Here is a 20,184-nt window from a genome sequence, read left to right on the forward strand (position 1 = left end):
GGAGCGAGGAACGAGCGGAGGCGGAGCGCGATGAGAGTGATGGCCCAGATGGCGATGGTCATGAACCTCGACAAGTGCATCGGCTGCCACACGTGCTCGGTCACGTGCAAGCAGGCGTGGACGAACCGCACGGGCACCGAGTACGTGTGGTTCAACAACGTCGAGACCCGGCCCGGCCAGGGCTACCCCCGCACCTACGAGGACCAGGAGAAGTGGGAGGGCGGCTGGACGCTGAACAAGCGCGGGCGCCTGCAGCTCAAGGCCGGTGGCCGGCTGAAGAACCTGTTCACGATCTTCGCCAGCCCCAAGCAGCCCTCGATCGACGAGTACTACGAGCCCTGGACCTACGACTACGAGCGGCTCACCAGCGCGCCACTGCAGGAGCACACGCCCGTCGCGCGCCCGAAGTCCCTGCTGACCGGCCAGGACATGCAGGTCTCCTGGAGCGCCAACTGGGACGACGACCTCGGCGGCGCGCCCGCGCTCACGCAGGCGGACCCGGTGCTCGCCAAGGTCGCCGACAAGGTCAAGCTCGAGTTCGAGCAGACGTTCATGTTCTACCTGCCGCGCATCTGCGAGCACTGCCTCAACCCGTCGTGCGCGGCGTCCTGCCCGTCGGGCGCGATCTACAAGCGGTCCGAGGACGGGATCGTGCTCGTGGACCAGGACAAGTGCCGCGGCTGGCGCAAGTGCGTGACCGGGTGCCCGTACAAGAAGATCTACTTCAACCACCGGACCGGCAAGGCCGAGAAGTGCACGTTCTGCTTCCCGCGCATCGAGGTGGGCCTGCCCACGGTGTGCTCGGAGACGTGCGTCGGGCGCCTGCGGTACATCGGCCTGGTCCTGTACGACGCCGACCGGGTGCTCGAGGCCGCGAGCGAGCCCGACGAGACGAAGCTCCTCGCCGCGCAGCGCTCGGTGTTCCTCGACCCGGACGACCCGGCGGTGCAGCGCGCCGCGGAGGAGGCCGGCATCCCGCGGGACTGGGTGGACGCCGCGCGCCGCTCGCCGATCTGGTCGCTCATCCACCGTTACGAGGTGGCCCTGCCGCTGCACCCGGAGTACCGGACGCTGCCCATGGTCTGGTACATCCCGCCGCTGTCGCCCGTCGTGGACGTGGTCCGGGACACCGGGGAGGACGCCGAGGACCGCGGGAACCTCTTCGCGGCGATCGATGCCCTGCGCATCCCGATCGAGTACCTCGCCGAGCTCTTCACGGCGGGCGACGTCGCGCCCGTCGACGCCGTGCTGCGGCGCCTGGCGGCGATGCGCTCGTACATGCGGGACATCTCCATGGGCCGCGACGGCGACCCGGCGATCCCGGAGTCCGTCGGCATGTCGGCGACGGACATGCAGGCGATGTACCGGCTGCTCGCGCTCGCCAAGTACGACGAGCGTTACGTCATCCCGACGGCGCACGCCGAGCAGGCCCACTCCCTGGAGGAGCTCGCCACCGAGTGCGCCCTCGACTACGACGGCGGGCCTGGCATGGGCGGGTCCGGTCCCTTCGGCGAGGGCTCGGGACGCAACGACCCGATCGCCGTCGAGAACTTCCACATGCTCAGCCAGCGGCAGACCACCGACACCGTGGCGGACCCGGCGACGCGCAAGGCGCGCGTCAACCTGCTGAACTGGGACGGCAAGGGCGTGCCACCGGGCCTGTTCCCGCCGAAGGACCCGGGCGCCCCGGGCCCCGGTCTGCGCGAACCCGACGCCGCGGCGGCCCCCGCCGTCGTCCAGCCCCTGCCGGCTGGCGGGAGCGTGCCCGGGCCGGCGGGCACCGGGACGCAGCCGCGCGAGCCGGGGGCGACGTCGTGAACCGGGTCGCGCGGGCCCGTGCGGCCCAAGGCCTGGCGACCCGGGAAGCGGCCGTCGCGCACCGCGTCGCGGCCCTCCTGCTGGAGTACCCGACCGCGGAGCTGCGCGGCCTCCTGCCGAGCCTGCGCGCTGCGGTCGACGAGCTGGCGGCTCCGCTGGCCGGGCCGCTGGCGCGCACGCTCGAGCACGTGGCCGGGACGGAGCCGACGGCGCTGGCCGCGCAGTACGTCGAGACGTTCGACCTGCGCCGCCGGTGCAGCCTGTACCTGACGTACTACGCGTACGGGGACACCCGGCGCCGGGGAGTCGCGCTCGTGGAGTTCAAGCAGGCGTACCGGGCCGCGGGGATGGAGCTGGCCGACGACGAGCTGCCGGACCACCTGGCGGTGGTCCTGGAGTTCGCCTCCGGCCCGGATCAGGCCGCGCGCGAGGCCGGGCTGCGGCTGCTCCTCGCCCACCGAGCCGGGCTCGAGCTGCTGCGCCTCGCGCTGGCGGACGCCGGGTCGCCGTGGGCCGGCGCGGTCGAGGCGGTCTGCGCCACCCTGCCGCCGCTCGACGGCGACGAGCGGACGGCCGTCGCGCGGCTCGCCGCCGAGGGTCCGCCGGGCGAGGACGTCGGGCTCGACCCGACCCTCCAGCCGTACGCCACCACCGTCTCGACGTCGGGAGCACGACGATGACCACCCCGGACCCGGCCGACGTGACGACCCTGGACACGGTGCTCTGGGTGGTCCTGCCATACCTGTTCCTGACGGTGTTCGTGCTCGGCCACGTGTGGCGGTACCGCTACGACAAGTTCGGCTGGACCACACGGTCGTCACAGCTGTACGAGCGGCGCCTGCTGCGCTGGGCGAGCCCGTTGTTCCACTTCGGCATCCTCGCGGTCTTCCTGGGGCACGTGATGGGCCTGGGGATCCCGAAGGCGTGGACCGACGCGGTCGGCATGAGCGAGCAGATGTACCACGCCATGGCGGTGGGGATCGGCGGTGTCGCTGGGATCTCCACGGTGACCGGCCTCGTGCTGCTCATCTACCGGCGCCGCACGGTGGGCCCGGTGTTCCGGGCCACCACACGCATGGACAAGGTGATGTACCTCGTCCTGGCCGTGGTCATCGCGCTCGGCATGTGGAACACGATCGCCGGCTCGATGCTCAACCTCGGCGGCGAGTACGACTACCGGGAAGGTGTCTCCGTGTGGTTCCGCGGGATCTTCCGGTTCGACCTGCACCCCGAGCTCATGGCGGACGCACCGATCGGCTTCCAGCTGCACGGCATGGCCGCGATGCTCCTGTTCGCCCTGTGGCCGTTCACGCGCCTCGTGCACGTCTTCTCCGTGCCGCTGGGGTACCTGTGGCGGCCGTACGTCGTCTACCGGGCGCGCACCCCGCGCGTCGGGCAGCGCGGCACCCGGCGCGGCTGGGAGGGCGTCCAGCGTCCGCCCGAGCGCGTCGGTCCGCTCTGAGCCCGACGACGTGACGCGCGGCTCCCGGTCGATCTCACCGCGGGGCCGGCCGCGCCGTGAGCGGACGGTGTCCTGCCGGTAACGCCGCCACGCCCGTCCGCGAAACACCCCGCTCCTAGCGTCGCGCCCAGGCGGCCGACGTCGTCCGCCCGCAGCACCGCCCCGACGGCGCGCTCGCGGAGCGTGGGAGCAGGAGGCACGGATGACGACGACGGACACGAGCCCGACGACGACGGACACGAGCACGACCCACCGGCGCGGGACGACGGTCATCGCGCCGCCGTCCCGGCGGTCCGCCTGGATCGAGCACTGGGACCCGGAGGACCACGCGTTCTGGCAGGGCGGTGGCCGGACGGTCGCCCGCCGCAACCTCGTGCCGTCGATCCTCGCCGAGTTCCTCGGCTTCGCCGTCTGGGCGTCGTGGTCGATCGTCGTGCCGCAGCTCGGGGCCGCCGGGTTCGACCTGACCGTGGACCAGCAGTACTGGCTCGTGGCCGTCCCGGCGCTCGTCGGGGCCACCCTGCGGATCCCGTACACGTTCGCGGTCCCCAGGTTCGGCGGCCGGAACTGGACGGTGGTCTCCGCGCTGCTGCTCCTGCTCCCGGCGTCCGCGCTCGCGGTCGTCGCGTCGCGACCGGCGACGCCGTTCGCGGTGCTCCTCGTCGTCGCGGCGCTCGCCGGGCTGGGCGGCGGGAACTTCGCCTCCTCGATGGCGAACATCTCGTTCTTCTACCCGGAGCGCGAGAAGGGCCGCGCGCTGGGCCTGAACGCCGCCGGCGGGAACCTCGGGACCGCGTTCGTGCAGCTCGTCGTGCCGGTGGTGGTCGTCGCGGGCGGCGGGCTCGCCCTCGAGCGTGCGGGGCTGATGTTCCTCCCGCTCGTGCTCGGGGCCGCTGTCCTCGCGTGCCGGCGGATGTCGAACCTGACGGGCGCCCGCGCGGACTACCGGGCGTTCGGCGCGGCCACCCGCAACCGACACACGTGGGTGATCTCGTTCCTCTACATCGGCACGTTCGGCTCCTTCATCGGGTACGCGGGGGCGTTCCCGACGCTGCTCGCCGGGCAGTTCCCGCAGGTCGGCATGTCCCTGGCGTTCCTGGGCGCGCTCGTCGGCTCGCTCGCCCGCCCGGCCGGTGGGGCGCTCGCCGACCGATGGGGCGGCGCGCCGGTGACCATCGCGTCGTTCCTCGTCATGGCGGCCGGCGCCGCGGGTGCCGTCGCCGCCCTGAGCAGCCGCGACGTCGGGCTCTTCCTGGGCTCCTTCCTGGTGCTCTTCGTCGCCAGCGGGGCCGGCAACGGGGCGACGTACCGGATGATCCCGGCGGTCTTCCAGGTCGGCGCCACGACGCCGGAGCGGGCCGCCGCGGCCCGCAAGGCGGCCGCGGGCTGCCTCGGCATCGCGGGCGCCGCCGGCGCGTTCGGCGGGTTCCTCATCCCGCGGGGCTTCGCCGTCTCGACGACGGTCGCCGGCTCGCTCGTCCCGGCGCTGTGGGTCTTCGTCGGCATGTACGCGGTGACGGCAGCCACGACCTGGGCGGTGTACCGGCGCCCGTCTGCCGCGCTGAGCGCGGCGAGGATCTGAGTGCCGGCCCCCGCGCAGGTCCGCGAGGTCGCGACCCACTGCCCGTACTGCGCGCTCCAGTGCGCGCAGACGCTCGGCGCGCCGGACGAGGCGGCCACGGCCTCCGGCGCGCCCGTCTCGGTCGCCGGGCGGGACTTCCCGACGAACCGTGGCGGGCTGTGCCGCAAGGGCTGGACGAGCGGGGTCGTGCTCCGCGCTCCGGACCGCCTGGTGGCGCCGCTCGCGCGGGACGCCGCCGGCGACCTGCGCGCGGCCGGCTGGGACGAGGCCCTGGACCGCGTCGCCGCCGGGATCCGGGCCGCTCAGGAGCGGTACGGACCAGAGTCCGTCGCCGTGTTCGGTGGCGGCGGGCTCACCAACGAGAAGGCGTACGCGCTCGGCAAGTTCGCGCGCGTCGTCCTGCGGACCCCGTACGTCGACTACAACGGGCGCTTCTGCATGGCGAGCGCGGCGGCCGGGGCGATCCGGGCCTTCGGCGTCGACCGCGGCCTGCCGTTCCCGCTCGCTGATCTCGGCGGCGCCTGCGCCGTGCTCCTCCTCGGCTCGAACCTCGCGGAGACGATGCCGCCCGCCGTGGCGCACCTCGCCGGCGCCCGTGCGGCTGGTGGACTGGTGGTCGTCGACCCGCGCCGCTCGGCGACCGCCGCGCTCACCGAGGACGGCGCCGGGCTGCACCTCGCGCCCGTCCCGGGCACCGACCTGGCGCTCCTGCTCGGGCTGCTGCACGCCGTCCTGGCCGAAGGGCTGGCCGACGAGGCGTACCTCGCTCAGCGCACGACCGGTGCCGCCGACGTGCGGCGCAGCGTGGCGGCGTGGTGGCCCGAGCGCACCGAGGCCGTCACGGGGGTGCCCGCCGACGACGTCCGGGCGGCCGCCCGGCTGCTCGCCCGCGCGGCGCCGCACGCCGGCGGGGCCGGCGCGTACGTCCTGACGGGCCGCGGCGTCGAGCAGTCGACGCAAGGCACCGCGACCGTCACGGCAGCCATCAACCTCGCCCTGGCCCTCGGGCTGCCGGGACGGCGGGGGAGCGGCTACGGAGCCATCACGGGGCAGGGCAACGGTCAGGGCGGTCGCGAGCACGGGCAGAAGGCGGACCAGCTGCCCGGCTACCGCAAGATCGACGACCCGGCTGCCCGCGCGCACGTCGCGGGCGTCTGGGGCGTCGCCCCGGACGCGCTGCCCGGGCCGGGCGTCCCCGCCGTCGAGCTCCTGCGCCGCTGCGGGACCCCCGACGGGCCGCGGGTGCTCCTCGTGCACGGCTGCAACCTCGTCGTGAGCGCGCCCGACGCCCAGCGCGTCCGCGAGCGGCTCGCCGCGCTCGACCTGCTCGTCGTGTGCGACGTCGTCCCGTCCGAGACGGCGCGGATGGCGGACGTCGTGCTGCCGGTGACGCAGTGGGCCGAGGAGGAGGGCACCATGACCTCCCTCGAAGGGCGCGTGCTCCGGCGCAGGCGTGCGCTCCCGCCGCCCGAGGGCGTGCGGACCGAGCTGGAGGTGATCGGCGCGCTCGCGGCCCGGCTCGGCACGCCGACGGGGTTCCCGACCGACCCGCGCGAGGTCTTCGGCGAGCTCGCCCGCGCGTCGGCGGGCGGGGTCGCCGACTACTCGGGCGTCACGTACGCACGGCTGGAGGCAGGCGAGGCCCTGCACTGGCCGTGCCCCGCCACGCCCGACGACGTCCCCGACCACCCCGGCACCCCCCGGCTGTTCCTCGACCGGTTCGGGACACCCGACGGTCGCGCGCGGATGGTGGCCGTCGACCACGCGGGTCCCTCGGACCGCCTCACCGGCACCCGTCCGCTGTACCTGGTGACGGGGCGGGTGCTCGAGCACTACCAGTCGGGGGCGCAGACGAGGCGGGTACCGGCGCTGGCCGCCGCCCAGCCGGAGCCGTACGTCGAGATGCACCCGTGGCTCGCCGACCGCCTCGGTCTCGCCGACGGTGAGCTCGCGGAGGTCGCGTCGGCCCGGGGCACGGCGGTCGCGGTGACCCGCGTGACGCCGATGGCGCGCCCCGACACCGTCTTCATGCCCTTCCACTGGCCCGGGGAGGGCAGCGCGAACCGGCTCACCACCGACGCGACCGACCCCGTCTCGGGCATGCCGGAGTTCAAGGTCGCCACGGTCGACGTGCGCGCCGCCGGCACCGGACAGGAGCCCTGAGCGTGGCGGGATCGCGCCTGCGGGTGGTGGTCGTGGGCGGCGGCATGGTGGGCACCCGGTTCGCCGACGAGCTCCACGCCCGCGCCGGCGGCGCCGTCGACATCACGGTGCTCGGGGCCGAGCCGCACGAGCCGTACAACCGCGTGCTGCTCAGCGACGTCGTCGCCGGCCGGGCGGAGCTCGCCGCACTGACCACGCCGAGCCCGTCGGGGGCGCGCCTGCTCCGGGAGACCGCGGTCGTCCGGATCGAGCGTGCTCGCCGCGCGGTGACCTGCGAGGACGGCTCCGTGCACGGCTACGACCTGCTCGTCCTGGCGACGGGCGCACGGGCACGGGTGCCGGACGTGCCGGGGCTGCCCGCGACGTCGTCCGAGCTGCCGCGCGGCGTGCACGTGCTGCGCTCGCTCGACGACGCCCGCGAGATCGTCGCGGCCGCGGCGAACGGCCCCGACGCGGTGGTGCTCGGCGGCGGGGTGCTCGGGATCGAGGTCGCCTGCGGCCTGGCCCGCCGCGGTCTGCCGGTGACCCTCCTGCACCCCGGTCCGCACCCCATGGACGGGGCGCTCGGCAGCGGTGCGGGGGCCGCCCTCGCCACGACGCTCGGCAGGCTGGGGGTCCAGGTACGCACCGAGGTGCGCGCCGCCCGCGTCTGCCATGACGACCTGGGCGTGGCCCGCGTCGTCGTGCAGGACGCCGGCGGGGACACGCCGAGCGGGCCTCGGGGCGGGGCACGGGCGGACGAGGCCGTGGCCTGCCGGCTCCTCGTCGTGACGGCCGGGACCGTGCCGGAGACGACGCTCGCCGCCGAGTCGGGCCTCGCCGTCGGGCGGGGCGTCCGGGTGGACCAGGACGGCGTGACGACGGATCCGGCCGTCTGCGCGATCGGCGACTGCGCCGAGCCGCCCGAAGGCAGCTCGGGCCTCGTCGCGCAGGGCTGGGACCAGGCGCGGCGGCTGGCCGCGCGGGTCGCGGCGCTGGCGCGGGAAGGGCGGGCGCCGGTGCGCCCCTGGCCGGCGGCGGTCGAGGCGTCGGAGCCGGCGGGCGCCGAGGACGAGCCGGTCGAGCGGCACGACGTCGTGCGGGTCAAGGCCGACGGGCTCGTCGTGAGTGCGATGGGGCTCCGCGCCGACCGAGGGCCGGACGACGCCCGCTGCGTGCAGCTGTCGGACGCCTCGGCGGCCCGGCACGTGGAGGTCGTCGTGCTGGGCGGTGTGCTGGTCGGTGCCGCGTGCGTCGGTGACGCGGGCGTGGCGGCGGACCTGGTGGCCGCCTACACGCGGCGCACGCCCGTGCCGCGGGACCCGGCCCAGCTCCTGCTGCGGCCGGTGCGCGGTGCGGAGCCCGCCGCCGCGGCGTCGCCGACCCTGATGCCCGACCGCGCCACCGTGTGCCGCTGCAACGGGGTGACCAAGGGGGACGTCGTCGCGCAGTGGCGCTCGGGGGCCCGCTCGGTGGGGGAGGTCGTGCGCGCGACGCGGGCGACGACGGGGTGCGGGGGATGCGCGGACGCGGTCTGCGGCCTCGTGGAGTGGCTGGCGCAGGTGGACCCGGACCCGGCTGCGCCCGTCGGGCCGGGGCAGGACGGGCCGAACGCCGTGCCGCCGGTGGGCACGGGTGCGACGCGACGGGGGCCCGTCTCCGTACGTGCGTGACCTCACGGCGTCGCGCGATGCGTTGTGCGCGACGGTTTCCCCCGGCGAAACACGCCGAACGGCCAGGGTTAACACGGCGTTCGTAGCGTCGCGGTGTGACCGAGACCACGAGCACCCAGGCGGCCACGACGCCACGTCATCTCGTCGTCGTGGGCGGCGGCATGGTCGCCCACCGGCTCGTGGAGGCCCTGCGGGACCGGGACACCGGCGGCCGGTGGCGCGTGACGGTCCTCGCCGAGGAGCCGCGCGCACCCTACGACCGCGTCGCGCTCACCTCGTACTTCTCCGGGCGCGACCCGGAGTCCCTCGCCCTGGGTGACCGGGCGCTGTGGGAGCACCCGCTCGTCGAGCTGGTGCGCGGGGCGCCCGTCGTCGCCGTCGACCGCGCGGCGCGCACCGTGACCGGCCGGGACGGGCGGACGTGGGAGTACGACGCGCTTGTCCTCGCGACGGGCTCCGCGCCGTTCGTGCCGCCGATCGACGGGATCGACCGGCCGGGTGTCTTCGTCTACCGCACCGTCGACGACGTCGCGGCGCTGCGCGGGTGGGTCGAGCAGCTCAAGGACCAGGGCCGGCAGGTGCGCGGTGCCGTCATCGGCGGCGGGCTGCTCGGCCTCGAGGCGGCCGGGGCGCTCCAGGCACTCGACGTGCGCACCACGGTGCTCCAGATGGGCACCCACCTGATGTCCGCCCAGGTGGACCTCGGGGGCGGTGCGCTGCTGCGACGCCTCATCCAGGCCCGCGGCGTCGCCGTGCGCGTGAACGCCGTCACCGCGCAGGTGCGCCCCGGCCGGGCCGGCCGCGGCGAGCGCGTGGGCAGGCTCGACCTCGCCGACGGGGGGCGGCTCGACGTCGACGTCGTCGTCGTGGCCGCCGGCATCGCGCCCAGGGACGAGCTCGCCCGGGCCGCCGGGCTCGAGACCGGGCCGCGGGGCGGCGTGGTCGTCGACTCCTCGTGCCGCACCGCGGACCCGCGCGTGTGGGCCGTGGGGGAGGTGGCGTGCCTGGACGGCGCCTGCATCGGTCTGGTCGCGCCCGGCTACGCGATGGCCGAGGTGGTCGCGGACCGCCTGCTCGGCGGGTCGGCGGTCTTCCCGGGCGCCGACACCGCCACCAAGCTCAAGCTCTCCGGGGTGGACGTCGCCAGCTTCGGCGATGCCGCCCCCGCCGCGCCCGGGGCCCTCGAGGTCGTGTACTCCGACCCGGTGCGTGGCGCCTACGCCAAGCTCGTGCTCTCCGACGACGCCCGCACCCTCCTCGGCGGCGTCCTGGTGGGCGACGCCTCCGCCTACGCGACCCTGCGTCCGCTCGTCGGCACGCAGCTGGCCGGCGACCCCGCCGCCTACGTCCTGCCGGGGTTGCCCGAGGGGGCGCGGCCCGGCGGCGACCTGCCCGACGACGCGGCCGTCTGCTCGTGCAACAACGTCACGGCGGGCCGGGTGCGCGCCGCGGTCACCCAGGAGGGCTGCACCGACGTCGCCGCCGTCAAGGCGTGCACCCGCGCCGGGACCACCTGCGGCTCGTGCCTGCCGCTGGTGAAGAAGCTGGTCGGCACCGAGCTCGCGAAGGTGGGCGTGGCCGTCAGCAGCGCGCTGTGCGAGCACTTCGCGATGTCGCGGCGCCAGCTCTTCGACGTCGTCCGCGTGAGCGGGCTGCGGACCTTCAGCGAGATCGTGGCCCGGCACGGCACCGGGCGGGGCTGCGACATCTGCAAACCCGTCGTCGCCTCGGTCCTGGCCACCCTGCACCACGAGCACGTTCTCGACGGAGAGAACGCCGCGCTGCAGGACACCAATGACCACGTGATGGCGAACCTGCAGAAGGACGGCTCGTACTCGGTGGTGCCGCGCATGCCGGGCGGTGAGGTGACGCCCGAGGGGCTCATCGCGGTCGGCGAGGTCGCGCGCGACTTCGGGCTCTACACGAAGATCACGGGTGGCCAGCGGATCGATCTGTTCGGCGCCCGGCTCGAGCAGCTGCCCGACATCTGGCGCCGCCTGGTCGACGCGGGGTTCGAGTCCGGGCACGCCTACGGCAAGGCCGTGCGCACCGTGAAGTCCTGCGTGGGCTCGACCTGGTGCCGCTTCGGCGTCCAGGACGCGGTCGGGCTGGCTGTCGAGCTCGAGCTGCGGTACCGCGGCCTGCGCTCGCCCCACAAGCTCAAGCTCGGCGTCTCCGGCTGCGCGCGCGAGTGCGCCGAGGCCCGCGCGAAGGACGTGGGCGTCATCGCCACCGAGAAGGGGTGGAACGTCTACGTCGGGGGCAACGGCGGCTTCACGCCACGGCACGCGCGGCTGCTCGCGGAGGACCTCGACACCGCGACGCTGATCCGCACGATCGACCGCTTCCTCATGTACTACGTGCGCACCGCCGATCGCCTGCAGCGCACGGCTCCCTGGATCGACGAGGTGGACGGCGGCCTGGACGGGGTGCGCGCCGTCGTGCTCGACGACAGGCTCGGCATCGCCGCCGAGCTCGACGCCGCCATGGCCGAGCACGTGAGCGCCTACCGGGACGAGTGGCGCGCCACGCTCGAGGATCCGGACAAGCTCCGCCGCTTCGCGTCGTTCGTCAACGCGCCGACGACGCCGGACCCCTCGCTCGCCTACGTGCTCGAGCGCGGCCAGCGTCGGCCCGCCCGCCCCGACGAGCGCGCCGGTGCCCGCCCCGAGCTGGCCCTCGTCGCGGGCGCCCGGCTGGAGGTCCGCTCGTGAGGGCCGGCACCGACGTGAGCACCGCCCGCGCGGGCACCGGGCCGAACACGCCCTGGATCCCGGTGTGCCGGCTGGCGGACCTCGCACCGGAGCGCGGCGCGGCCGCGCTCGTCGCGGGCGAGCAGGTGGCGCTCGTGCGGACGGTGGACGACGACGTGCACGCCGTCGACCAGCGCGACCCGTTCAGCGGCGCGCACGTGATGTCCCGCGGGATCGTCGGGAGCCGGGGCGCCGCCCTGACCCTCACCTCGCCCATGCACAAGCAGGTGTTCGACCTGCGTACCGGGGAGTGTCTCGAGGCGATGGGTCGCGAACCGCAGGCCCTGCGCGTGTGGCCGGTCCGGGTGACCTGCGGGGTGGTCGAGGTGCGACGGCCATGACGACGCTCCTCGGGCTGGACCTGCGCGCACGGCGCGTGCTGCTCGCCGGCGGAGGGCCCGTGGCGGCCCGACGCGCGGCCGCCCTCCTCGGGGACGGCGCGGACCTGCGCGTGGTCGCGCCCCAGCTGTGCGAGGACCTGGCCGAGCTGGCCGCCGCCGGAGGCGTCGAGTGGTGCGCCCGACGGGTTCGGGAGGACGACCTGGACGACGTCTGGCTCGTGCACGCGGCGACCGGCGACCGGGCGGTGGACGCGGCGCTCGCCCGGTGGTCGGCGGACCGCCACCTGTGGTGCGTCGTCGCCTCGGCGGTCGAGGTCGGGACGGCGCGGACGCCCGCGAGCGCCGTCGTGGGCGACGTCCGCCTCGGCGTCGTCTCGGAAGGTGCACCCGACCCCGGTCGGACGCGCGCCGTCTCGACGGCGCTGGCGGCGGTCCTGCGGGAGGGGCGTGTCGACCTGCGCCGGCAGCGGCCCGGGCGCGGACGGGTGGTGCTCGTGGGCGGCGGTCCGGGCGACCCCGACCTGCTGACCCTGCGGGGCAGGCGGGCGCTCGCCGAGGCCGACGTCGTGGTGACCGACCGGCTCGGTCCCGCGGCCGTGCTCGGCGAGCTCGCGCCCGGGGTCGAGGTGGTGCCCGTCGGGAAGGCGCCCGGTCACCACCCCGTGCCCCAGGAGGAGATCAACCAGATCCTCGTGGAGCGCGCGGCACGCGGGCAGGTCGTCGTCCGGCTCAAGGGCGGGGACCCCTTCGTCTACGGCCGCGGGGGCGAGGAGGTGAGCGCGTGCCGCGCCGCGGGCGTCGACGTCGAGGTGGTCCCGGGCGTGAGCAGCGCCCTCGCCGCTCCGGCCGCCGCCGGGATCCCGCTGACGCACCGCGGCACGACGGCGGCGCTGCACGTGGTGAACGGCCACGACGGCCTGGACGCCGCCGCTGCCACGGCCCTGCGGGACCGCACGGCCACCGTCGTCGTCCTCATGGGTGTGGAGTCCCTGCCCCGGCTGGTGGCGCACGCGCTGCGCGACGGCGCCGATCCGGACCTCCCGGTGGCGATCGTCGAGCGGGCCACTACGGCGACGCAGCGTGTGACGCGTGCGCGGCTCGACGGGATCGTGGCGGTTGCGAGCACGGTGGGCGTCCGGGCACCGGCGGTCGTGGTGCTCGGCGACGTCGCCGCACCCGGGCTCCTCGACCCGCCGCCGGGGGCGGCCGAGGCGGGGGAGCGGTGACCGAGGCGCTCGTGCCCACCCTCGCGGGCTGCGTCGTCGTGGTCACGGCCGACCGGCGGTCCGCGGAGCTCGGTGCGGCGCTCGAGCGGCGCGGGGCGACCGTGCGGCACGCGCCGGCGATGAGCATCGTCCCGCACGCCGAGGACGCCGCCCTGCTGCGGGCCACGGAAGAGATCGCGACGACCCCGCCGGACGTCGTCGTGGTCACCACGGGCATCGGCTTCCGGGGCTGGGTCGAGGCCGCCGACGCCGCCGGCCTCGCCGACCAGCTCCTGGCGACCCTGGCGCGGGTGCGGCTCGTGGCGCGCGGCCCGAAGGCGCGCGGTGCGATCCAGGCCGTCGGGCTCCAGGCCGACTGGGTCGCGGAGTCGGAGAGCTCGGCGGAGATCGCCCAGGCCCTGCTGGACGACGGCGTCGCGGGGCTGCGGATCGCCGTGCAGCACCACGGTGCCGGCGCGGACGGGCTCGACGAGGCGTTCGCCGCGGCTGGTGCACACGTGCAGGGCCTCGTCGTCTACCGCTGGGGAGCCGCCCCGGACCCGGCCGCCGTGGCCGCCTCGGTCCGGGCGACCGCGGCCGGGGACGTCGACGCCGTCGTCTTCACGTCGGCGCCGGGTGCGTCGGCGTGGCTGGCCGCGGGCGACGACGAGGGCGTGTCCGGCGCCCTCGTGCGCCGGTTCCGCGAGGGCACGGTGGCGGCGGCGGTCGGCCCGGTCACGGCGCGCCCGCTCGTGGCGCGGGGGATCGAGCCGTTGGTGCCCGACCGGGGCCGCCTGGGCTCGCTCGTCCGCGCGCTGGTCGGTCACGTCGGCGGCCTGCCACCGGTCCCGACGCTCGCCGGCTCGCTGCAGGTCCGCCGCGGCGCTGCGGTCCTCGACGGTCGCGTCCTGCCGCTCTCGCCGTCGGGCCTGGAGGTGCTGCGCCTGCTCGTGGCCGCGGGGGGCGCCGTCGTCCCGCGACGAGCCGTGCTCGCTGCGCTCCCCGGGGCGTCGACCGACCCGCACGCCGCGGAGGTCGCGATCGCGCGGCTGCGCGAGGCCGCGGGTAGCCGCGACCTGGTCCGGACGGTGGTCAAGCGCGGCTACCGGCTGGGGGTCGCGGACGACCTCCTCGCCCTGCGGGCGTCCGGGGACGGGCGTGGCTGAGCCGGTCCTGGTCGCGTGCTCCCACGGCACCGACGACCCGGCTGGGCGGGCCGTGGTCGCGGGGATCGTCGACGGGCTGCGCGGCAGTCGGCCGGGCCTCGACGTCCGTCCGGCCTTCGTCGACGTCCAGGCGCCGGCGGTGGGCGAGGTGGTCGCGCAGGTGACGGACGCAGGGCGGGCGGCGGTCGTCGTGCCGCTGCTCCTGTCGGCGGGGTACCACGTGCACGTCGACATCGCGGCGGCGGTCGCCGGGCGGCCTGCGGTCGCCGGTGGCGCGCTGGGTCCGGACGTCCGCCTGGTGGGGTGCCTCGTGGACCGGCTGCGCGACGCCGGGGCCGAGCCCACCGACGCCGTCGTGCTCGCGGCCGCCGGGTCCAGCGACGCGCGCGCGGTCGCGGACGTCGAGGTCATGGCAGCGGCCCTGCGCCGCGCCCGGCCGGGCGGGACCGTCGTCGCCGCCTACGGTTCGGCGGCGCGTCCCCGGGTGCCCGACGCCGTCGCCCGGCTCCGGGAGGCCGGTGCACCGCGCGTCGTCGTGGCGACCTACCTGCTCGCTCCAGGCTGGTTCCACGACCGCCTGCGCGAGTCCGGGGCCGATGTGGTGACGGCTCCGCTCGCCCCGGACGTCCGGGTCCTGGACGTCGCGCTGGACCGGTACGACGCGGCCGCCGCGGCCCTGCGCGGGGGTGGGGGCGCGGAAACCGCGGGGGGCTAGGTACCGCTGACCTGCGAGAACGACGAAGGCCGCCCGGGGACCGGGCGGCCTTCGTGTCGTGCTGGTGGGCGATACTGGGATCGAACCAGTGACCTCTTCCGTGTCGAGGAAGCGCGCTACCGCTGCGCCAATCGCCCGTGGGTTGTGGAGGTGGAGACGGGATTCGAACCCGTGTGTACGGCTTTGCAGGCCGCTGCCTCGCCTCTCGGCCACTCCACCGTTCGGCTGATCCACCGTGGCGCCAGCCTACGGGTCGTCTCGCCTCCGAGCGGACGACGGGACTCGAACCCGCGACCCTCACCTTGGCAAGGTGATGCGCTACCAACTGCGCTACGTCCGCGCGGCACTTCCTGGGCCGAAGCCCGTTCCGTGCGCGTCCCGAACAATAACCGACCCTCACGACGAGAGTCCAACTCGAACGCTGCGGCGGCCCGGAACGTGCTCGGATCGCCCCCCGTCGTCGGCTCCCGAGCGCCCCGCGGCTCGCCGCTACCGTGTGCGGATGCGCACGCCAGCCGTCCGTCGGTCGCCCGCGGGGGAGGGGCGCGCCTGGTTCGCCGGCCTGCGTGCGGAGCGCCCTTTGGAGTGCATCACGCTGCCCGACGACGCCCATCGGCTCGCCGCCGACTTCTGGGTGGTGGTCCTCGAGTTCGCCGGGCGCGGGCGGGCGTGGCGTTTCGCGGACGTCGAGCGCGCGCCCGGCGATGCGCTCGTGGACGCCGACCCCGCCGACTGGCGCGGCCCGGCCGGACCGTGGCGCTCGTCGATGTCGGGCGAGGCCTACCGGGCTGGGGTCCGCGCCGTGCACGAGCGGATCCGGGCCGGGGACGTCTACCAGGTCAACCTCTGCCGCGTCCTCGAGGCCGACCTGGCGGGCGGGCCCGAGGGGGAACCCGACGCAGCGGCCCTGGGTGCCTGCCTCGCGGCCGGCAACCCGGCGCCATTCGCCGGCGGGATCCACGTGCCCCGGGGCGGCGCGCTCCCGCCGGTCTGGCTGGTGAGCGCGTCCCCCGAGCGCTTCCTGTCGGTGGCGGACGGGCGTGTCGCGTCCGGTCCGATCAAGGGCACGGCGGCGACCGCATCCGGGCTCACGGCCAAGGACGCCGCCGAGAACGTGATGATCACCGACATGGTGCGCAACGACCTGCAGCGGGTCTGCGCGCCCGCCAGCGTCGAGGTGACGGCGCTGCTCGCCGTCGAGCACCACCCCGGTCTCGTGCACCTGGTCAGCACCGTCGTCGGCGCGCTGCTGCCCGACGCCGGGTGGCCGGACCTGCTCGCCGCGGCCTACCCGCCGGCGTCGGTCTCCGGGGCCCCGAAGCTCGCCGCCCTGGACGTGATCGCCGAGCTCGAGCCGGTGCCGCGCGGTCCGTACTGCGGAGCCTTCGGCTGGGTGGACGGTGCCGCCGGCCGCGCCGAGCTCGCGGTCGCCATCCGCTCGTTCTGGTGGGTGCCCCAGGACGGTGGCCGGCTCCGCTTCGGCACGGGCGCGGGCATCACCGCCGACTCCGACCCCGACCTCGAGTGGGCCGAGACCGAGCTCAAGGCCGCGCGCCTCGTGGCGCTCGCGGGCGGCACGGCGCAGACGTGCGAGGCTGGCGGCGGACCCGTGGACGCGGAGGGCTGGAGGGACTGATGGGCATCGAGGGCACGGTCGCGTGGGTGAACGGGCGGCTGCGGGACCCGGCGGAGCCGGTGCTCAGCGCGCTGGACCACGGCCTGACCGTCGGCGACGGCGTCTTCGAGACGTGCGGAGTGGTCCAGGGACGGGCGTTCGCCCTGACCCGGCACCTGCGCCGGCTGCAGCACTCCGCCCTGGGCATCGGGCTGCCCGCACCGGACGAGGCGCTGCTGCGCGACGCCGTCGCGCAGGTCCTGGCCGCCGGCACCGGCCTCGGTCGCCTGCGGATCACGGTGACCGCGGGCCTCGGGCCCCTCGGGTCCGGCCGCATCCCCGGCGAGCCCACGGTGATCGTCCTCGCCGGCCCCGCGAACCCGCCCGACGTCGTCCGCGTGGTGCGCGTGCCCTGGGTGCGCAACGAGCGCTCCGCCGTCGCAGGCCTGAAGACGACGTCGTACGTGGAGAACGCCGTGGCGCTGGCCCACGCCCAGTCCCAGGGCGCCGACGAGGCGCTCCTGGCGAACACCGTCGGCGAGCTGTGCGAGGGCACGGGGACCAACGTGTTCGTCGAGCGGGACGGCGAGGTCCTCACGCCGCCGCTCAGCAGCGGTTGCCTGGGCGGCATCACGCGCGAGCTCGTGCTCGAGTGGGGCGCCCAGGCGGGCCTCCCGGTGCGTGAGGCGCTGCCCGGGGAGCTGCCCTACACCGTCCTCGACGACGTCGCGGCCGGCCGCGCGCAGCTCGGGCTCACCGGATCCGTGCGGACGGTGGCGCCGGTCGTCGCGCTCGACGGCGCGGCCGTGACGACCGGGCCGCTCGTCGCCGAGCTCCGGGCCCTGTACGCCGCGCGGGAGCCGCAGGACGTCGACCCCTGACGGGTCGGCTGGTGCCTCAGGCGTCGAGCAGGCTGACGATCAGGCGGGAGATCTCGTCCTCCATGCGGCTCGACTCGGAGCCGAAGGGGACCAGTGCCGTGGTCGCGGAGACGAAACGGGCGAACGGCTCGGCCGGGCCCGCGAGGAGGGCGTCACCCTCGACGCCGCTGAGCGCCAGCAGGAGGTAGGCCGGGTCCTCGTCGCGCCAGATGCGGACGTCGCCGGTGCCGGCGGGGGAGCTCGGGTCGGCCAGAACGCCCTGCGCGATGAGCTCGCGCCCGACCAGCCACGTGCACGCGGAGTGGGTGCCGGTGAACTCGATGCGGACCGTGTAGGGGTCCGCACACTCGAACGACAGCTCGGCCTTGACGGGCAGCACGCTGGCGTCTGAGAGGACGAGGTGCATGGCGACCACCTCGCGCACGTCCGGTACTGGACCCGCCATCGCTCACCCTCTCCGCCACTCGTCGCTGAATCCTCGCAGCCCGGCCCCGAGTCGCACCAGGTTCGCCTGGACCCTTGTGGATTCGCTAGCATCATCCACGTCGCGGCGAGCCTGGCTCGCCGCACGGGCGATTGGCTCAGTGGTAGAGCGCCTCGTTCACACCGAGGAGGTCACTGGTTCGAACCCAGTATCGCCCACCCCTGGTCGCCAGGGTGTACGCCAAACGGGCGGACTTTCGGCCCTGGTACGCCCGCGAGCGTGTCTCTCGCAAAGTTCACCCGCCCGGAGTCCTCATCGTCTGTGTGCTCCCGCCTCGCTAGCATCAGGAGGCCGACCACCGAACCCACGAGCGACTCACGAGAGGCTTTCCTGTGCCCATGATCAGCCTGACCGTCGACGGTGACCAGCGGACCGTGGACGACGGGACCACAGGTGCTGACCTCTACGAGGGCCGGCGCGACGTCGTCGTCGTGCGGGTGGACGGCGAGCTGCGCGACCTCGCCGCACCGCTAGCCGACGGCGCCGTCGTCGAGGGCGTGACGATCGACTCGCCGGACGGCCTCGCGGTGCTGCGCCACTCGACCGCCCACGTCCTCGCGCAGGCGGTCCAGGAGGTCAACCCCTCCGCGCGGCTCGGCATCGGCCCGCCGATCACCGACGGCTTCTACTACGACTTCGACGTCGAGACCCCGTTCACGCCGGAGGACCTCAAGGCCCTCGAGAAGGTGATGGGGCGCATCGTCAAGGAGGGGCAGACCTTCCGGCGCTGGGACGTGACCGAGGACGAGGCCCGCGAGGCGCTGGCCGCCGAGCCCTACAAGCTCGAGCTCATCGGCATGAAGGGCACGCCCGGAGCCGGCGACGACGGCGCCTCGGTCGAGGTCGGCCTCGGCGGGCTGAGCATCTACCAGAACGTGCGCGGTGCCGGTCGCGAGTCGGAGCAGGTCGTCTGGCAGGACCTGTGCCGCGGCCCGCACCTGCCGAGCACGCGGCTCATCGGCAACGGCTTCCGCCTGATGCGCTCGGCGGCCGCCTACTGGCGCGGCTCGGAGAAGAACCCGCAGCTGCAGCGCGTCTACGGCACGGCGTGGCCGACCAAGGACGAGCTCACCGCGTACCTCGACAGGCTCGCCGAGGCCGAGCGTCGCGACCACCGCCGGCTCGGCAACGAGCTCGACCTGTTCTCGTTCCCGGACGAGATCGGCTCGGGCCTGGCGGTCTTCCACCCCAAGGGCGGCATCGTCCGGATGGAGATGGAGGGCTACTCGCGCAAGCGGCACGTCGAGGCCGGGTACTCGTTCGTGAACAGCCCGCACATCACCAAGTCCAAGCTCTTCGAGATCTCCGGTCACCTCGACTGGTACGCCGACGGCATGTACCCGCCGATGCAGCTGGACGAGGAGCGCGACGCGGACGGCAACGTGCGCAGGCAGGGCCAGGACTACTACCTCAAGCCGATGAACTGCCCGATGCACAACCTCGTCTTCGCCTCGCGCGGGCGCTCCTACCGCGAGCTGCCGCTGCGGCTCTTCGAGTTCGGCACCGTCTACCGCTACGAGAAGTCGGGCGTCGTGCACGGCATGACGCGCGCCCGGGGCTTCACGCAGGACGACGCGCACATCTACTGCACCCGCGAGCAGATGCGCGGCGAGCTCGCCCAGCTGCTGCAGTTCGTCCTCGACCTGCTGAGCGACTACGGCCTGAGCGACTTCTACCTCGAGCTCTCCACGAAGAACCCCGACAAGTTCATCGGGGACGACGCCACGTGGGCCGAGGCCACCGAGGTGCTCCGGGAGGTCGCCACGGCGTCCGGGCTGGACCTCGTGGACGACCCGGGCGGCGCCGCGTTCTACGGCCCCAAGATCTCGGTCCAGGCGAAGGACGCCATCGGGCGGACGTGGCAGCTGTCCACGATCCAGCTCGACTTCTTCCTGCCCGAGCGGTTCGAGCTCGAGTACACGGCGGCCGACGGCACGCGTCAGCGGCCGGTGATGATCCACCGCGCCCTCTTCGGGTCCATCGAGCGGTTCTTCGCGATCCTCGTCGAGCACTACGCCGGCGCGTTCCCCGCGTGGCTCGCGCCGGTCCAGGTGCTGGCCGTCCCGGTCGCCGAGCCGTTCAACGACTACCTGGCCGACGTCGTCGCGCAGCTGCGCGCGCAGGGCATCCGGGCCGAGCTCGACCTGTCCGACGACCGGTTCGGCAAGAAGATCCGCAACGCCGCCACGCAGAAGGTGCCGTTCGTGCTCATCGCCGGTGGCGAGGACGCGGCGGCCGGAGCGGTCTCGTTCCGCTACCGCGACGGGCGCCAGGACAACGGGGTGCCGGTCGCCGAGGCGATCGCGCGCGTCGTCGAGGCGGTCCGGGACCGGGCGCAGGTGTGAGC

General features: G+C 75.1%; 15 protein-coding genes and 4 tRNA genes. 15 read left to right on the forward strand and 4 right to left on the reverse strand.

The genetic code is table 11. From position 1 onward, the window contains the following. Positions 1-30 precede the first annotated feature (30 nt). The 11 genes from narH (at position 31) to AFE02nite_RS02690 (ending at position 14,857) form a co-directional block, all read left to right on the forward strand. Complete coding sequence (gene narH, locus AFE02nite_RS02640) at positions 31-1,818, forward strand: nitrate reductase subunit beta (protein ID WP_146819025.1); 1,788 nt, start codon at positions 31-33, stop codon at positions 1,816-1,818. Further along, positions 1,815-2,498, forward strand: coding sequence for a nitrate reductase molybdenum cofactor assembly chaperone (narJ, locus tag AFE02nite_RS02645; RefSeq protein ID WP_146819026.1), 684 nt, complete (start codon positions 1,815-1,817; stop codon positions 2,496-2,498). The genes narH and narJ overlap by 4 nt, the downstream gene beginning before the upstream one ends. Next, a complete protein-coding gene (gene narI, locus AFE02nite_RS02650; RefSeq protein ID WP_034248957.1) occupies positions 2,495-3,280 on the forward strand; it encodes a respiratory nitrate reductase subunit gamma in 786 nt (261 codons plus the stop codon). The genes narJ and narI overlap by 4 nt, the downstream gene beginning before the upstream one ends. A gap of 202 nt (positions 3,281-3,482) precedes the next feature. Further along, entirely contained in the window at positions 3,483-4,862 is a 1,380-nt protein-coding gene (locus tag AFE02nite_RS02655; protein WP_034248959.1) for an MFS transporter, read from the forward strand. After that, positions 4,863-7,025 carry a molybdopterin oxidoreductase family protein gene (locus tag AFE02nite_RS02660; protein WP_146819027.1) on the forward strand — a complete coding sequence of 721 codons (2,163 nt, stop codon included), beginning with the start codon at positions 4,863-4,865 and terminating at the stop codon, positions 7,023-7,025. 2 nt (positions 7,026-7,027) lie between these two features. After that, positions 7,028-8,677, forward strand: coding sequence for an FAD-dependent oxidoreductase (locus AFE02nite_RS02665; protein WP_261765393.1), 1,650 nt, complete (start codon positions 7,028-7,030; stop codon positions 8,675-8,677). A gap of 161 nt (positions 8,678-8,838) precedes the next feature. Further along, positions 8,839-11,391, forward strand: a complete 2,553-nt coding sequence (nirB, locus tag AFE02nite_RS02670) for a nitrite reductase large subunit NirB (protein ID WP_052113987.1) — start codon at positions 8,839-8,841, stop codon at positions 11,389-11,391. Beyond that, positions 11,388-11,771 (forward strand): nitrite reductase small subunit NirD, encoded by a 384-nt coding sequence (gene nirD, locus AFE02nite_RS02675; RefSeq protein WP_261765394.1) that lies wholly within the window; start codon positions 11,388-11,390, stop codon positions 11,769-11,771. Before nirB ends, nirD begins: the two co-directional genes overlap by 4 nt. Next, on the forward strand, positions 11,768-12,997 hold the full coding sequence (gene cobA / locus AFE02nite_RS02680) for a uroporphyrinogen-III C-methyltransferase (protein ID WP_034248416.1): 1,230 nt from the start codon (positions 11,768-11,770) through the stop codon (positions 12,995-12,997). The genes nirD and cobA overlap by 4 nt, the downstream gene beginning before the upstream one ends. Beyond that, complete coding sequence (locus tag AFE02nite_RS02685; RefSeq protein ID WP_146819028.1) at positions 12,994-14,142, forward strand: uroporphyrinogen-III synthase; 1,149 nt, start codon at positions 12,994-12,996, stop codon at positions 14,140-14,142. The genes cobA and AFE02nite_RS02685 overlap by 4 nt, the downstream gene beginning before the upstream one ends. Further along, a complete protein-coding gene (locus AFE02nite_RS02690; RefSeq protein ID WP_146819030.1) occupies positions 14,135-14,857 on the forward strand; it encodes a sirohydrochlorin chelatase in 723 nt (240 codons plus the stop codon). The genes AFE02nite_RS02685 and AFE02nite_RS02690 overlap by 8 nt, the downstream gene beginning before the upstream one ends. A gap of 62 nt (positions 14,858-14,919) precedes the next feature. On the opposite strand, the gene AFE02nite_RS02695 is transcribed toward AFE02nite_RS02690, so the two are convergent. From AFE02nite_RS02695 to AFE02nite_RS02705, 3 genes are all read right to left on the reverse strand, one after another. Beyond that, positions 14,920-14,994: transfer RNA gene (locus AFE02nite_RS02695), tRNA-Val, on the reverse strand. 8 nt (positions 14,995-15,002) lie between these two features. After that, positions 15,003-15,076: transfer RNA gene (locus AFE02nite_RS02700), tRNA-Cys, on the reverse strand. Positions 15,077-15,124: 48 nt separating this feature from the next. Continuing rightward, positions 15,125-15,197: transfer RNA gene (locus tag AFE02nite_RS02705), tRNA-Gly, on the reverse strand. A gap of 162 nt (positions 15,198-15,359) precedes the next feature. On the opposite strand from AFE02nite_RS02705, the gene AFE02nite_RS02710 reads away from it, so the two are divergent. Next, complete coding sequence (locus AFE02nite_RS02710) at positions 15,360-16,493, forward strand: chorismate-binding protein (protein ID WP_052113506.1); 1,134 nt, start codon at positions 15,360-15,362, stop codon at positions 16,491-16,493. Next, positions 16,493-17,353: an aminotransferase class IV gene (locus AFE02nite_RS02715; RefSeq protein WP_034244346.1), complete on the forward strand. Its 861-nt coding sequence runs from the start codon at positions 16,493-16,495 to the stop codon at positions 17,351-17,353. Before AFE02nite_RS02710 ends, AFE02nite_RS02715 begins: the two co-directional genes overlap by 1 nt. A 16-nt stretch (positions 17,354-17,369) precedes the next feature. On the opposite strand, the gene AFE02nite_RS02720 is transcribed toward AFE02nite_RS02715, so the two are convergent. Then, positions 17,370-17,798 (reverse strand): SsgA family sporulation/cell division regulator, encoded by a 429-nt coding sequence (locus tag AFE02nite_RS02720; RefSeq protein WP_052113507.1) that lies wholly within the window; start codon positions 17,796-17,798, stop codon positions 17,370-17,372. Between the two features lie 125 nt (positions 17,799-17,923). Here AFE02nite_RS02720 and AFE02nite_RS02725 point away from each other — a divergent pair. Further along, positions 17,924-17,995 (forward strand) — tRNA-Val (locus AFE02nite_RS02725). Between the two features lie 180 nt (positions 17,996-18,175). After that, complete coding sequence (gene thrS / locus AFE02nite_RS02730) at positions 18,176-20,182, forward strand: threonine--tRNA ligase (RefSeq protein ID WP_034244347.1); 2,007 nt, start codon at positions 18,176-18,178, stop codon at positions 20,180-20,182. The last annotated feature ends 2 nt before the right edge of the window (positions 20,183-20,184 follow it).

The sequence above is a fragment of the Actinotalea fermentans genome, from assembly GCF_007991475.1.
GTDB classification, from domain to species: Bacteria; Actinomycetota; Actinomycetes; order Actinomycetales; family Cellulomonadaceae; genus Actinotalea; species Actinotalea fermentans.